The sequence below is a fragment of the Cellulomonas fengjieae genome, assembly GCF_018388465.1.
Lineage (GTDB): Bacteria > Actinomycetota > Actinomycetes > Actinomycetales > Cellulomonadaceae > Cellulomonas > Cellulomonas fengjieae.
Genome location: NZ_CP074404.1, coordinates 2,224,787 through 2,238,277, shown reverse-complemented (window position 1 = coordinate 2,238,277; position 13,491 = coordinate 2,224,787). Strand labels below are relative to the sequence as shown.

General features: G+C 69.7%; 14 protein-coding genes. 7 read left to right on the top strand and 7 right to left on the bottom strand.

What is annotated here, in order from left to right; all coding sequences use genetic code 11:
• Positions 1–144 precede the first annotated feature (144 nt).
• The 5 genes from ctaC (at position 145) to KG102_RS10350 (ending at position 4,084) form a co-directional block, all read left to right on the top strand.
• The gene (gene ctaC / locus KG102_RS10370) at positions 145–1,026 is read left to right on the top strand and encodes an aa3-type cytochrome oxidase subunit II (RefSeq protein ID WP_208214449.1); all 882 of its coding nucleotides are present in this window, start codon (positions 145–147) and stop codon (positions 1,024–1,026) included.
• Positions 1,026–2,831 carry an aa3-type cytochrome oxidase subunit I gene (gene ctaD / locus KG102_RS10365; protein WP_208214448.1) on the top strand — a complete coding sequence of 602 codons (1,806 nt, stop codon included), beginning with the start codon at positions 1,026–1,028 and terminating at the stop codon, positions 2,829–2,831. The genes ctaC and ctaD overlap by 1 nt, the downstream gene beginning before the upstream one ends.
• A complete protein-coding gene (locus KG102_RS10360) occupies positions 2,828–3,226 on the top strand; it encodes a cytochrome c oxidase subunit 4 (RefSeq protein ID WP_208214447.1) in 399 nt (132 codons plus the stop codon). The genes ctaD and KG102_RS10360 overlap by 4 nt, the downstream gene beginning before the upstream one ends.
• Before the next feature lie 76 nt (positions 3,227–3,302).
• Positions 3,303–3,692, top strand: coding sequence for an META domain-containing protein (locus KG102_RS10355; RefSeq protein ID WP_208288978.1), 390 nt, complete (start codon positions 3,303–3,305; stop codon positions 3,690–3,692).
• Positions 3,689–4,084 (top strand): META domain-containing protein, encoded by a 396-nt coding sequence (locus tag KG102_RS10350; protein WP_249667279.1) that lies wholly within the window; start codon positions 3,689–3,691, stop codon positions 4,082–4,084. Before KG102_RS10355 ends, KG102_RS10350 begins: the two co-directional genes overlap by 4 nt.
• A gap of 70 nt (positions 4,085–4,154) precedes the next feature.
• Here KG102_RS10350 and KG102_RS10345 read toward each other — a convergent pair whose 3' ends face one another.
• From KG102_RS10345 to ctaE, 5 genes are all read right to left on the bottom strand, one after another.
• Positions 4,155–4,781, bottom strand: coding sequence for a superoxide dismutase (locus tag KG102_RS10345; RefSeq protein WP_208214445.1), 627 nt, complete (start codon positions 4,779–4,781; stop codon positions 4,155–4,157).
• Between the two features lie 122 nt (positions 4,782–4,903).
• On the bottom strand, positions 4,904–6,634 hold the full coding sequence (qcrB, locus tag KG102_RS10340; RefSeq protein WP_208214434.1) for a cytochrome bc1 complex cytochrome b subunit: 1,731 nt from the start codon (positions 6,632–6,634) through the stop codon (positions 4,904–4,906).
• Complete coding sequence (qcrA, locus tag KG102_RS10335; protein ID WP_372438333.1) at positions 6,631–7,671, bottom strand: cytochrome bc1 complex Rieske iron-sulfur subunit; 1,041 nt, start codon at positions 7,669–7,671, stop codon at positions 6,631–6,633. Before qcrA ends, qcrB begins: the two co-directional genes overlap by 4 nt.
• Positions 7,668–8,453, bottom strand: a complete 786-nt coding sequence (gene qcrC / locus KG102_RS10330; protein WP_208214433.1) for a cytochrome bc1 complex diheme cytochrome c subunit — start codon at positions 8,451–8,453, stop codon at positions 7,668–7,670. Before qcrC ends, qcrA begins: the two co-directional genes overlap by 4 nt.
• A 71-nt stretch (positions 8,454–8,524) precedes the next feature.
• Positions 8,525–9,172, bottom strand: a complete 648-nt coding sequence (gene ctaE, locus KG102_RS10325; RefSeq protein ID WP_208214432.1) for an aa3-type cytochrome oxidase subunit III — start codon at positions 9,170–9,172, stop codon at positions 8,525–8,527.
• Positions 9,173–9,461: 289 nt separating this feature from the next.
• Between ctaE and KG102_RS10320 the strand changes: the two genes are divergently transcribed.
• Both KG102_RS10320 and trpD read left to right on the top strand, forming a co-directional pair.
• Positions 9,462–9,890 carry a response regulator transcription factor gene (locus tag KG102_RS10320; protein WP_208214431.1) on the top strand — a complete coding sequence of 143 codons (429 nt, stop codon included), beginning with the start codon at positions 9,462–9,464 and terminating at the stop codon, positions 9,888–9,890.
• Positions 9,887–10,945, top strand: a complete 1,059-nt coding sequence (trpD, locus tag KG102_RS10315) for an anthranilate phosphoribosyltransferase (protein ID WP_208214430.1) — start codon at positions 9,887–9,889, stop codon at positions 10,943–10,945. Before KG102_RS10320 ends, trpD begins: the two co-directional genes overlap by 4 nt.
• 164 nt (positions 10,946–11,109) lie before the next feature.
• Here trpD and KG102_RS10310 read toward each other — a convergent pair whose 3' ends face one another.
• Together KG102_RS10310 and KG102_RS10305 are read right to left on the bottom strand one after the other, a co-directional pair.
• Complete coding sequence (locus tag KG102_RS10310) at positions 11,110–11,391, bottom strand: Lrp/AsnC family transcriptional regulator (protein ID WP_208214429.1); 282 nt, start codon at positions 11,389–11,391, stop codon at positions 11,110–11,112.
• Positions 11,392–11,399: 8 nt separating this feature from the next.
• Complete coding sequence (locus KG102_RS10305; protein WP_208289056.1) at positions 11,400–13,325, bottom strand: DEDD exonuclease domain-containing protein; 1,926 nt, start codon at positions 13,323–13,325, stop codon at positions 11,400–11,402.
• Positions 13,326–13,491: the final 166 nt, after the last annotated feature.

Sequence of the window (13,491 nt, the reverse complement as noted above, 5' to 3'; positions counted from 1 at the left end):
GCTGACACTGTGTCGTCAACGGGCGTCGCCAGCACGAAAGGGGCTGGTCGGCGCGCTAGGCTGCTCGAATTGAGGACGAAGGTCCCGGGTGGTGCCCTGCAGCAAGGCGGGGGTGCTGACGGGACGCGAGTGAGAGGTCCCCCGTTGCACCCGGACACCCCCCGTCGTACGCGACGACCAGCTCTGCTGCTGGCCAGTCTGCTGGGCGTCGTCGTCGTCGCACTGAGCGGTTGTACCGCCGAGGTGCAGCGCGGCTGGCTCCCCGGCAGCTCGGAAGCCGAGATCACCGACCAGACCGGCCGGGTCACCAGCCTGTGGGTCGGCTCATGGATCGCGGCGCTCATCGTCGGCGTCATCACCTGGGGCCTGATCCTGTGGTGCGTCGCCGTCTACCGGAAGCGCAAGGGTGACGACACCCTCCCCGTGCAGCTCCGGTACCACGTGCCGCTCGAGGTCATGTACGTGATCCTGCCGATCATCATGGTCGGGGTCCTCTTCTACTACACGAACCGCGACACCACCGCGCTCGTCGACACCTCCGCGGAGGCCGACGTCCACGTGCAGGCCATCGGCAAGCAGTGGAGCTGGGACTTCAACTACCTCGACGAGGACGTCTACGAGACCGGGCAGCAGGCGCAGGACATCGGCACCGCCGGGACCGGCTCGCTCGCCGACCAGGTCACGCTGTACCTGCCGGTCGACAAGCGCGTCGAGTTCACGCTGGACGCGCGTGACGTCATCCACTCGTTCTGGGTCCCGTCGTTCCTGTTCAAGCTCGACATGATCCCGGGCAAGACGAACACGTTCCAGGTCGTCCCCCAGCAGGAGGGCGTGTACGCCGGCAAGTGCGCCGAGCTCTGCGGTGAGTTCCACTCCTCGATGCTCTTCACGGTGCGCGTCGTCTCCCAGGAGGAGTACGACGCCCACATCGAGGAGCTTCGCGCCAAGGGCCAGGAAGGCGCGCTCGGCCTCGAGTACAGCCGCCAGCAGGACGTCGAGACCGCTCCCAAGGAAGGCGAGAACTGATGGCCGCCGTCGTGGAGCACATCCCCGGGCTGGCGCCGTCGCGCCAGAGCCTCGGTCGCTCGGTGATCAAGTGGATCACCTCGACCGACCACAAGACGATCGGGTACCTGTACCTGATCACGTCGTTCGTCTGGTTCGCCATCGGCGGCATCCTGGCGCTGCTCATCCGCGCCGAGCTCTTCGCCCCGGGCATGGAGGTCTTCCAGTCCCGCGAGCAGTACAACCAGGCGTTCACCATGCACGGCACGATCATGCTGCTGCTGTTCGCCACACCTCTGTTCGCCGGCTTCGCCAACGTGATCATGCCCCTGCAGATCGGCGCGCCCGACGTGGCGTTCCCGCGGCTGAACATGCTGGCCTACTGGCTGTACGCCTTCGGCGGCACCATCGCCGCCGCAGGCTTCTTCACGCCCCAGGGCGCCGCGTCGTTCGGGTGGTTCGCGTATGCGCCCCTGTCGAACGCCGTGTACTCACCAGGGCTCGGTGGAGACCTGTGGGTGTTCGGCCTCGCGCTGACGGGCTTCGGCACCATCCTCGGAGCCGTCAACTTCATCACCACCATCGTGACCATGCGCGCACCCGGCATGACCATGTTCCGGATGCCGATCTTCACCTGGAACACCCTGGTGACGTCGCTGCTGGTGCTCATGGCGTTCCCGCCGCTGGCCGCCGCGCTGTTCGCCCTTGGTGCCGACCGCCGGCTCGGTGCCCAGGTGTTCAACCCCGAGAACGGGGGCGCCATCCTCTGGCAGCACCTGTTCTGGTTCTTCGGTCACCCCGAGGTCTACATCATCGCGCTGCCGTTCTTCGGCATCGTCACCGAGATCCTGCCGGTCTTCAGCCGCAAGCCGATCTTCGGCTACAAGGGCCTGGTCTACGCCACGATCGCGATCGCTGCGCTCTCCGTGACCGTGTGGGCGCACCACATGTACGTCACCGGCTCGGTGCTGCTGCCGTTCTTCGCGTTCATGACGATGCTGATCGCGGTGCCCACGGGAGTGAAGTTCTTCAACTGGATCGGCACGATGTGGCGCGGCAAGCTCACGTTCGAGACGCCGATGCTGTGGACGATCGGCTTCCTGGTCACGTTCCTGTTCGGCGGTCTGACCGGGATCATCCTGTCCAGCCCCGCACTCGACTTCCAGCTGTCGGACTCGTACTTCGTCGTCGCTCACTTCCACTACGTCGTCTTCGGCACCGTGGTGTTCGCGATGTTCGCGGGCTTCTACTTCTGGTGGCCCAAGATGACGGGCCGGATGCTCGACGAGAAGCTGGGCAAGATCCACTTCTGGCTGCTCTTCATCGGCTTCCACGCCACGTTCCTGATCCAGCACTGGCTGGGCGTCAAGGGCATGCCGCGCCGCTACGCGGACTACTCGCCCGAGGACGGCTTCACCTGGATGAACCAGCTGTCGACCGTCGGTGCGGCGATCCTCGCGGCCTCGACGCTGCCGTTCCTCTGGAACGTCTACACGACGTGGCGCAACGCTCCGCTCGTGAAGGTCGACGACCCGTGGGGCTACGGTGCCTCGCTCGAGTGGGCCACCAGCTGCCCGCCGCCGCGGCACAACTTCACGTCGCTGCCCCGGATCCGCTCGGAGCGTCCCGCGTTCGACCTGCACCACCCCGAGGTCGCCGCCATGGACCACGTCGAGCCCGACCCCGGCCCCATGGACTGGGAGGCCGACCGGCGCGGCGAGCAGGACGTCGCCGCCGACCGCATGGCCAACGACAAGGGTGAGCAGGAGCAGTCGACCGCGACCATCGTCGACGACCGCCCGGACACCGAGGGGGGGACGCGATGAAGTTCGAGGCGAGACTCTTCCTGTACGGCGTCCTGTTCTTCGTCCCGGTCGGGCTGATCTACGCCGCCTGGAGCGGCGGCGAGCCGGTCGGCACGGTGGGCATCCCGCTGGTCGGCGGCCTGGTGGGCATGATCGGCGCCTACTTCGCGCTGCTGTCCCGCCGGATCGACGCCCGCCCCGAGGACGACCCGCTGGGTGAGATCGAGCAGGGTGCGGGCGACCAGGGCGTGTTCAGCCCGTGGAGCTGGTGGCCGCTGGTGCTCGGCGCCGCTGCCGCCGTCGTGTTCGCCGGCCTCGCGATCGGCTGGTGGCTCGTGTACATCGGCGTCGCCGTCGGCGTCATCGGCCTGGTCGGCTGGGTGTTCGAGTTCTCCCGCGGCCAGCACGCGCACTGAGCCGCTGCAGCGACGAGAAGGCCCGCCCCGTTCCGGGGGCGGGCCTTCTCGCGCGCTCTGCGCTAGCGTCGGTGGCATGAGGCGATCCTGGGCAGCCCTCGCATTGGTCGGGCTCTCCGTCGCCCTGGTCGGCTGCTCCGACCCGGACCCCGAACCTGAGTCCAGCGCCCCCCTGAGCTCACAGGACATCGTCGGTGAGTGGGTCGCGCCGGGCTCCGACCCCGCCGTGAGCCTGGAGCTCGCATCCGACGGCACCGTGACCGGCTCCGACGGCTGCAACCAGCTGAACGGGACGTGGGAGCTCGACGAGGACGACATCGACTTCAGCAACCTGGCGGCGACCATGATGGCGTGCGAGGGCGTCGACACGTGGCTGTCCGGCGCCGACTCCGCGACCCTCGCGGGTGACGAGCTGACGGTCATCGGCGAGAACGACGCAGTGATCGGGACGCTGGAGCGGTCGTGACCGGCCAGGCGCCGGTGCTGCGGTCCGCGCTCCTGGCGGGGTTCGTCGTCGGCCTGACCGCGTGCGGTGCGGCCGCGGGGAGCCCAGGGTCGTCTGGCGCGGTCGCCGACCTCGGCGGTCTGTGGGGCGTCCAGGACACCGAGGGGACCGCCTCGCTCGCGCTGGACGACGACGGCACGGCCACGGGGACCGACGGGTGCAACCGGATGCTCGGGACCTGGGAGCAGGACGGCACCCAGGTGGCCTTCGGTCCGTGGGCGGTGACGCGGATGGCGTGCCCGAGCGTCGACACGTGGCTGTCGCTGTCCGTGAAGGCCACGCTCGAGGGGGAGAACCTCGTCTTCGTCGGTCCGGAGGGCGTCGTGGTCGGGACGCTCCAGCGCAACTCCTGAACCACCCGGACGCGACGAAGGCCGGCCCGTCGGGCCGGCCTTCGTCGACGGAGCGCTCAGACGGGGACGATCAGACGGGGACGATGAGCCCGGCGGTCTGCGTGCGCGCACGGTCGAACCGCGCCGCGGCGTCGGCCCAGTTCACGATGTTCCACCACGCCTTGACGTAGTCCGCCTTGACGTTGACGTAGTCCAGGTAGAAGGCGTGCTCCCACATGTCCAGCACGACGACCGGCACCAGGCCGAGCGCGATGTTGCTCTGCTGGTCGTACAGCTGCACGATCACGAGCTTCTGGCCGATGGAGTCCCAGGCGAGGATGGACCAGCCGGAGCCCTGGATGCCGAGCGCGGTGGCAGCGAAGTGCTTCTGGAACCCCTCGAACGAGCCGAAGAACTCGTCGATGGCGGCCGCGAGCTCACCGGTGGGCTTGTCGCCACCCTCGGGGGAGAGGTTCTGCCAGAACACGGAGTGGTTGACGTGGCCGCCGAGGTTGAACGCGAGGTTCTTCTCGTGCAGGTTCACGGCGGCGAAGTCATCGGCGGCGCGGGCCGCGGCGAGCTTCTCGAGGGCCGTGTTGGCGCCCGTCACGTACGCGGCGTGGTGCTTGTCATGGTGCAGCTCCATGATCCTGCCCGAGATGTGCGGCTCGAGTGCCGCGTAGTCGTAGGGCAGATCCGGAAGCGAGTAGTCAGCCATGCGTGAGTACACCTCTCCTACGTCGGTCCGGGACCGCGTGCCGCGGTCCCCTCTGTGAAAGTGAGCGGGCGGCTCGCCGTGATGGCGAGCCGCCCGACTCCACGCTCAACTCTTTCCCAGGATCAGCGATTCCGCCCGTCGGGGGCCGTCTCATCCTGCGGATCCACCAGGTGCTGTCCGCCGCCCGTACCGGTCAGCTGCGCCGGTGCGTGCTCGTCGACGGGCGCGATCGCGTCGTGCTCGCCGTGCGAGTGGGAGGCCGCCAGCTCGGCGGGCGTCACCGGCTCGACGCGGTCCTCGTAGAAGATCCGGGAGATGCGCTGACGCAGCTGGTCCTTGCGGTAACCCTTGCGACGCACGCCTCGGGCGTCCTCCGCCGGCTCGATCTCCAGCGGACGGATCGCCTCGTGCTGCACCCGGAGCCAGCGCTCGTGCGCGTCCAGCGGCTTGTGCACCTCGATGTACTCACCGTTGGCGAACCGCACGATGCGTCCCGTCTCGTGTCCGTGCAGGACCAGCTCGCGGTCCTTGCGCTGCAGCCCGAGGCAGATGCGCTTCGTCACCCAGAAGGCGAACCACGGGCCGACGAAGAACAGGACGCGGAACACCCCGGTGATGTCGTTGAGCGACAGGTCGAAGTGAGTCGCGATGAGGTCGTTGGACCCGGCCAGGATGAGGATGAAGAACGCCGTCAGCACCGAGACGCCCAGCGCGGTGCGGAACGGGCGGTTGCGCGGCCGGTCGAGCACGTGGTGCTCGCGCTTGTCGCCGGTCACCGCCGCCTCGATGAACGGGTACGTGGCGAGCAGCCCGAACAGGATCCCCGGGACGACCATCCCCGGGATGATCACGTTCAGGGGGATGGTGAAGCCGAGCAGCACGATCTCCGCCTGCCCCGGCATGAGGCGCAGAGCTCCCTCGAGGAACAGCATGTACCAGTCCGGCTGGGCTCCCGCGGAGACCGGTGACGGGTCGTACGGTCCGTAGTTCCAGACCGGGTTGATCGTCATCGTCGCCGCCATCAGGGCGATCACGCCGAAGACGATGAAGAAGTAGCCGCCGGCCTTCGCCACGTAGATCGGGAACAGCGGGTAGCCGACGACGTTCTTGTCGGACTTGCCGGAGCCCGGGTACTGCGTGTGCTTGTGCAGCACGACGAAGAACAGGTGCAGCGCGATGAGCGCCAGGATGATGCCGGGCACCAGCAGGATGTGCACCGTGAACAGGCGGGGGATCAGGTCGTGGCCCGGGAACTCGCCGCCGAACAGGAAGATCGACGTGTAGCTGCCGATGATCGGGATGGCCTTCACGACGCCGTCGGTGATCCGTAGACCGTTGCCGGAGAGCACGTCGTCGGGCAGCGAGTAGCCGGTGAAGCCGGCGGCCAGGCCGAGGATCATCAGCACGAAGCCGACGACCCAGTTGACCTCGCGCGGCTTGCGGAACGCGCCCGTGAAGAACACCCGCATCATGTGGGTGACGATCGAGGCCATGAAGATCAGGGCAGCCCAGTGGTGGATCTGCCGCATGAGCAGTCCGCCGCGCACCTCGAACGAGAGCCGCAGCGTCGAGGCGAACGCCTCGGACATCTCGACACCGTTCATGGCGGCCCAGGGGCCCTCGTAGTGCACCTCGTTCATGCTCGGCACGAAGAAGAGCGTGAGGAAGACACCCGAGATCAGCAGGGTGACGAAGCTGAACAGCGCGATCTCGCCCAGCAGGAACGACCAGTGGTCCGGGAAGATCTTGCGGGCGAACGTCTTGACGAACGTCCCGACACCCGTGCGCTGGTCGAGGTAGTCCGCGGGGCCGGCGAGCTTCCCGCCGGCGGTGGAGGTGGCCGTGGTCGTCACTTGAGACGCTCCCAGTAGCTCGGGCCGATGGGCTCCGTGAAGTCGCTCTGCGCGATCAGGTAGCCCTCGTCGTCAACGGTGATCGGCAGCTGCGGCAGGGGCCGCTTGGCCGGTCCGAACACGACCTTCGCGCCGTCGGCCACGTCGAACGTCGACTGGTGGCACGGGCAGAGGAGGTGATGGGTCTGCTGCTCGTACAGCGCGACCGGACAACCCACGTGGGTGCAGATCTTGGAGTACGCGACGATGCCGTCGTAGGACCAGCCCTTGCGGTCCTCGGCCTCCTTGAGGTCCGCCGGGTCCAGCCGGACCAGGAGGACGACGGCCTTGGCCTTCTCGTTGAGCGGGTTCTCCGACTCGTTGATGCCCTCCGGGATGACGTGGAAGACGGAGCCGATGGTCACGTCGGCGGCCTTGATCGGCCGGTTCGACGGGTCCGTCATCAACTTGCGGCCCTTGCGCCAGAACGTGTGGCGGAACGCGCCGACGTTCCACTCGCCGCCGGCGTTGCCGACGATGGGCACGACGATCGCGAGGGGGAAGAGCGCGAGCGCGGAGATCATGGCGCCCTGCAGCACGCCGCGCCGGCCGATGGCCGAGTCTGCGGCGCCTTCCTTGAGCACCTCGACGGCGGCCTCGCGGTCCTTGTCGGAGCTGCGCAGCTGGTGGCGATCCTCGGACTTCTCGTGGTCGTTCATGAGTGCCTTGGCCCAGTGCACCGCGGCGAGCCCGATGCCGAGCAGCGACAGTGCCAGCCCGAGACCGAGCGCGAGGTTCGAGCGCAGCATCGAGTCGGCGGTCTCACCCGGCGGGAGGGCGAAGTAGGCGATCAGGAAGCCGATGGTGGCGAGGACCGAGATCGCGAAGAGAACGACGACCTGGCGCTCTGCGCGCTTGTTGGCCTTCGGGTCCGTGTCGCCCATGCGGTCGTGGTGCTCCGGGTGGCCCGGGTCCTCGAACCGGTCGGGCAGGGCGCCCGGCGTGCGGGCGACGAGCTCGTTGTCGTCGGCCCCGTGGCCCGTGTCGTGGTTGCTCACGAGGACTTCGCTCCGATCCAGACTGCTGCGCTGATGAGCAGGCCCATGCCGACGACCCAGGCCCACAGGCCCTCGCTGACCGGGCCCAACGAGCCGAGGTCGAGCCCGCCGGGAGACGTCTTGCCCTGGTCGGCGACGTACGCGATGACGTCGCGCTTCTCCTCGGGCGTGATGTTGGCGTCGTTGAACACCGGCATCGACTGGGGGCCCGTCTGCATGGCCTCGTAGAGGTGGGTGGGGGTGGTGCCCCACAGGTTCGGCGCGAACTTGCCCTCGGACAGGGCACCGCCGGCACCGACGGCGTTGTGGCACATCGCGCAGTTGGTCCGGAAGATCAGCATGCCGTTCGCCACGTCACCGAGTGCGGGGTCGACCTGCTCCTCGGTGGGGATGGCGGGGCCCGCACCCAGCGACGCCACGAACGCGGCGAGCTGGTTGATCTGCTCCTGCTCGAACTGCACCGGCTTCGCGAGCGCCTGCGGCCCGTTGGCCTGCATGGGCATGCGGCCGGTTCCGACCTGGAAGTCGACCGACGCGGCGCCGACGCCGATGAGTGAGGGGCCGTCCTCCGTACCGGACGCGGCCGGTCCGTGGCACGTGGCGCAGTTGGCCTGGAACAGCTTCTCGCCGGTCGCGATGTCGTTGGTGCTCGCCTTGACAGGCGTCGCGTCGGCCGACGTCGGTGCCAGCACCGCGTACAGGCCACCGGTGAGCAGCAGCGCCAGCAGGAGCAGCAGGACCGGCGCACGCCGGTCATGCCTGCGGGCTGCGAGTGCCTTCACGGATCGATCCTCGTCTCACACATGGGGGATAGGGGGAACAACGAGTCGATGGGCGAAGGCGCCCGCCGTCTCTACTTCAGGAGGTAGATCACGGCGAAGAGCGCGATCCACACGACGTCGACGAAGTGCCAGTAGTACGACGTCACGATCGCGGTCGTGGCCTCGTGGTGGCCGAAACGCTTGGCGCTGAAGGAGCGACCGAGCAGCGCCAGGAAGGCGATCAGGCCACCGACCACGTGCAGGCCGTGGAAGCCGGTCGTCAGGTAGAAGACCGAGCCGTAGGGGCTCGAGGAGATGGTCAGACCCTGGTGCACCAGCTCGGCGTACTCGAAGATCTGGCCGCCGATGAAGAACGCGCCCATGAGGTACGTCAGCGACATCCACTCGTTCATGCCCCAGCGGTTCACCTGGAGCAGCGAGCCCGTGCGTACCGGCTGGAACCGCTCGGCGGCCCACACGCCCATCTGGCACGTCACCGACGACAGGACCAGCACCGTGGTGTTGATCGCCGCGAAGGTGATGTTCAGCTTGGGGGTGTTCTCCGCCCACGACTCCGGCGCTGCTCCTCGCAGCGTGAAGTACATGGCGAAGAGGCCAGCGAAGAACATGAGCTCGCTGGCCAGCCAGACGATCGTCCCCACCGACACGGGGTTCGGTCGGTTGACACTCACGTGGGGGCTGGTGCGCGGGGCAGCCGTTGCGGTCGACACAATCGCCATTATGGCTGATGACACCCGCGCATGGGACGTTAGGCCCCCCGGCATACCGCAGGTAAATGTCACATCGTCATGATCCGGGGCGTCCCGGCGAGACCGGACCAGGAGATCACGCGGTTCTGCGGCCGCTCGCGGTCCGCGCACGCCTCGCCGTGACGCCGCCGGATCCGGCGCGTCGCTCCCGGTCTGCTAGGCGCCGCGCAGACACGTGCCCCGGCCGCCTCACGCAGGCGGGACGAGGCGTGCCAGAATCCCCCAGGAGCACGTCGACGACGAGTGAGGACCTCTTTTCATGAGCACGGTGCAGACCGACCACGCATCCGCCACCCCCGGGCCGCGGATCCTCCTGTACAGCGACGACGTGGACGTCCGCCAGCAGGTGCGGCTCGCAGTCGGTCGCCGGCTCCGCCGCGGCGCCCCCGACATCGAGTGGGTCGAGGTCGCCACCGGCCCCGCCGTGATCACCCGCGTCGAGGCCGGCGGGCTGGACCTGCTCATCCTCGACGGCGAGGCGGACAAGGTCGGCGGCATGGGGCTCGCGCGCCAGCTCAAGGACGAGATCTACCGCTGCCCCCCGACCATGGTCCTCACCGGTCGACCGCAGGACGCCTGGCTCGCCTCGTGGTCGAACGCCGACGCCGTCGTGAGCCGTCCGCTGGACCCGGTCGTGCTCCACGACGCCGTCGCGGCGATCATCGAGACGCCCGCCGTCACCCGATGACCGACGCCCCCGCGACGCCGGCCTGGCCCGACCTCTTCGCCACGCTCGCGGCGCGGCGTGACCTCAGCCCCGAGCAGACGTCCTGGGCGATGTCGGAGATCATGACCGGGGCGGCGTCCACGCCCAAGGTGGCGGCGTTCCTCGTCGGGCTGAAGACGAAGGGCGAGTCGGTCGCCGAGCTCACGGCGCTGGCCGACACGATGCTCGCGCACGCCGTGCGGATCGAGGTCCCCGGCCGGACGCTGGACATCGTCGGCACGGGGGGCGACCGCTCGCACACGGTCAACATCTCGACGATGTCGGCCCTCGTGGTCGCCGGCGCCGGAATCACCGTCGTCAAGCACGGGAACCGTGCCGCCTCTTCCTCGTCCGGGTCCGCCGACGTGCTGGAGTCACTCGGCATCCGGCTCGACCACTCGCCGGCTCGCGTCGCCGAGCTGGCCACCGAGGTGGGCATCACCTTCTGCTTCGCGCAGGTGTTCCACCCCTCGTTCCGGCACACCGCCGCCGCGCGCACCGAGCTGGGGATCGGCACCGCCTTCAACTTCCTCGGGCCGCTCACCAACCCCGCCCAGCCGCGGTCCGCCGCGATCGGGGTCGCCGATGCACGGATGGCGCCCCTCATGGCGGGCGTCCTCGCCCGGCGCGGTGCCAGCGCGATGGTTTTCCGTGGCGAGGACGGGCTCGACGAGATCGCACCGACCGGTCCGACGCGTCTCTGGGAGGTCCGGGACGGCCGGGTCACCGAGTCGGTCATCGACTGGGAGGCCGAGCTCGGCGTCGGCCGGGTGCAGCTGGAGTCTTTGCGGGGCGAGAAGGCGGACTACAACGCCGACGTCGCCCGGCGGCTGCTTGACGGCGAGGCCGGTCCCGTGCGCGAGACCGTGGTGCTGAACACCGCGGCGGCTCTGGTGGCCGACGGCACGTTGCCGGGGACCTCGGGCGGGAGCCTCGTCGAGAGGTTCGCCGCCGGGAGCGAGCACGCGCGCGCATCGCTGGACAGCGGGGCCGCGGCAGAGGTCCTGGCTCGCTGGCGAGCGGCGAGCGCCGCCTGAGGGGTGGGGCTCAGTCCCTGAGCCTGCGCTCCGCTCGGTGGGAGTGACGTGGTCGCGTTCGCGCGTGGGTCGCCGTCAGTCCCTGTGCTTGTGGTCGGCCTGAGCCTGCGCTCCGCTCCGTGCGAATGACGCTCCGCGCCCCTCACACTCCGCTGCGCTCCGGCTCAGTCCTCCAACCCGAGGGCGAACGCCTGTTCCAGGTCGTGCTGCGAGTACGTGCGGAACGCGATGTAGGTCTGCGTGCGGATGACGCCGTCGATCTTGCTCACCTTGTCGGCGATGACGTCGGCGAGATCGTCGTGCTCGCGGACGCGGACCATCGCGATCAGGTCCACCTCCCCGGTGACCGAGTAGACCTCGCTGACGCCCGCGAGGTCGGCGATCGCCGCGGCGACCTCCGGGATCTTGGCGGCGTCCGCGTCGATGAGCACGATGGCAGTCAGCATGCTCGTCATCATGCCGTGCGCGGCGGGCGGATGCGCAGGGGGATGACCCGCGCGTCGTCGAGGTCCATGGTGACCGGGCGCGCCTCGGCCACGTCGAGCTCGCGCTCACCGTCGGCTCCGTCCGAGGCGGGCACGAGCTGGACGACGCGGCCGTCCTCGGCCGTGGCGAGTCGGGGTCGCACCACGGTGGCGACGGCCGCCGCCGGGTCGCCCAGCGACTCGGCGGAGCGCACCGGGCACGCCCACGGCATGTCCACCGCGACGAGCCGCACACCGGGCTTGTCCAGCCACGCCAGGATCAGGTCGGTCTCCTCCGGGTGCGCGGCGGTGGCGGGCGCGACTGCGGGCTCCACGCGTTCGCCGGTGGCCCGGAGCGTGTCGATCGCCGGCAGGGGGTCGGTCCGCCGGTCGACCCGCGCGGTCCCGGCCAGCCGCCCGTAGCGGACGAGCACGAGCTCCCAGCCCCCGTCGTCCGACCGTCGTGCGGCGACCAGCTCCGCGTTCGACGCGAGGGGAGCGAACCGCTGGGCGCGCGCGGCACCGCGCAGGAAGCCGCCCAGCCGGTCACGGACGGTCGCGGCCTCCTCGAAGCGTTCCTGTGCCACCAGCGACGAGATCCGGTCAGCGTGCGCCTCCACGACCGGTCTGGCGTCCGCGAGCATCGCGTGCCGGACGCGCTCGACGACCGTCGCGTAGCCGGACGCGTCCTGGTGGCCGGTGCACGGGGCACCGCACTTGCCCATCCCCGCCAGGACGCACGCCGACGCGCCCGCGGCGGCGAGCAGCGGGAGCCGGCGGGTGCACTGCCGGATCGGGAAGGCCTCGTGCAGGGCATCCACCGCCAGCTGCGCCGAGGACGACGACGAGAACGGGCCGATGTAGGTGGCACCGTCCTCGTCCTTCACCTCGCGCACGACCGACAGCCTCGGGTACGGCTCCGATGTGAGGCGGACCCACGGCATGCGCTCGGGGAACCGGGACCGGCGGTTGTACCGGGGGGAGTGCGCGGCGATCAGGCGCAGCTCACGGACGCGCGCCTCGAGTGGCGTGGCGCACGGCACCGGGTCGACGCGGTGCGCGACACGCACCATCTCGACCATCCGGCTGCGCTTCTCCGCCGAGGTGAAGTACGACCGGACGCGCTGGCGCAGGGACGTGGTGGAGGTTCCGACGTACAGCACCTCCTCCCCGGGCCCGCGAAAGAGGTAGACGCCGGGACAGTCGGGCAGGCCGTCCGCGAGCGTGCGCTTGCGGCGCACGTCCTCGGGCACCGGGTCGGTCGCGGTCGCCAGGTCCTCGAGGTGCGTGACGCCGAGGGGGGCGAGCCGCGAGAGGAGCGCGTGCAGCACGTCGACCGTCGCCTGCGCGTCGGACAGGGCCCGGTGGTTCGGCGTCACGGTGGTGCCGAACAGCGCGGCGAGCGTGGACAGCTTGTGGTTCGGCGCCTCGTCCCGGGTGACGACACGGCGAGCGAGCCGGACGGTGTCCACCACCTGGTTGCCCGGCCAGGCGTGTCCGGTGCGGGCCGCCGCCGCCTTGAGGAAGCCGACGTCGAAGGGGGCGTTGTGCGCCACGAGCACGGCACCGCGCGAGAACTCCAGGAAGCTCGGCAGGACCCGCTCGATCGGTGGGGCGCCGATCAGCATCGTCGTGGTGATGCCCGTGAGGACCTGGATGAACGGCGGGACGGGGCCGCCGGGGTCGACGAGCGTCTGGAACTCGCCCAGCACCTCGCCCCCGCGCACCTTGACGGCGCCGATCTCGGTGATCGCGCAGTCGGCGGGCGTCCCCCCGGTGGTCTCAAGGTCGACGACGACGAACGTGACGTCGGACAGCGGCGTGCCGAGCTGGTCGAGCGTGAGCTGTACCGGGCGAGCGGCGGGGTCGATGGAGGCGTCGGCCCAGACGGGGCGTAGGCGGCGGGCCGGGGGCATGGTGGCGACGCTACCCACGGCCACCGACAACCCCGGTTCCCGCGGCGGTGCGTCGCATCACAGGGGTGCGTCCACGACCTGACGGACGCCCGCGGGCCCCTGCTCGTCCGGCCCGATGAAATGCGACAGTGATCTGTTTTCTGACCGTTGTCACGAGTAGCGTGAC

Bases quoted from the DNA above. Each gene is read 5' to 3' on its own strand.
- ctaD (WP_208214448.1), top strand. From the start codon at position 1,026: ATGGCCGCCGTCGTGGAGCACATCCCCGGGCTGGCGCCGTCGCGCCAG.
- KG102_RS10360 (WP_208214447.1), top strand. From the start codon at position 2,828: ATGAAGTTCGAGGCGAGACTCTTCCTGTACGGCGTCCTGTTCTTCGTC.
- KG102_RS10355 (WP_208288978.1), top strand. From the start codon at position 3,303: ATGAGGCGATCCTGGGCAGCCCTCGCATTGGTCGGGCTCTCCGTCGCC.
- KG102_RS10345 (WP_208214445.1), bottom strand. From the start codon at position 4,781: ATGGCTGACTACTCGCTTCCGGATCTGCCCTACGACTACGCGGCACTC.
- ctaE (WP_208214432.1), bottom strand. From the start codon at position 9,172: ATGGCGATTGTGTCGACCGCAACGGCTGCCCCGCGCACCAGCCCCCAC.
- KG102_RS10320 (WP_208214431.1), top strand. From the start codon at position 9,462: ATGAGCACGGTGCAGACCGACCACGCATCCGCCACCCCCGGGCCGCGG.
- trpD (WP_208214430.1), top strand. From the start codon at position 9,887: ATGACCGACGCCCCCGCGACGCCGGCCTGGCCCGACCTCTTCGCCACG.
- KG102_RS10310 (WP_208214429.1), bottom strand. From the start codon at position 11,391: ATGCTGACTGCCATCGTGCTCATCGACGCGGACGCCGCCAAGATCCCG.
- KG102_RS10305 (WP_208289056.1), bottom strand. From the start codon at position 13,325: ATGCCCCCGGCCCGCCGCCTACGCCCCGTCTGGGCCGACGCCTCCATC.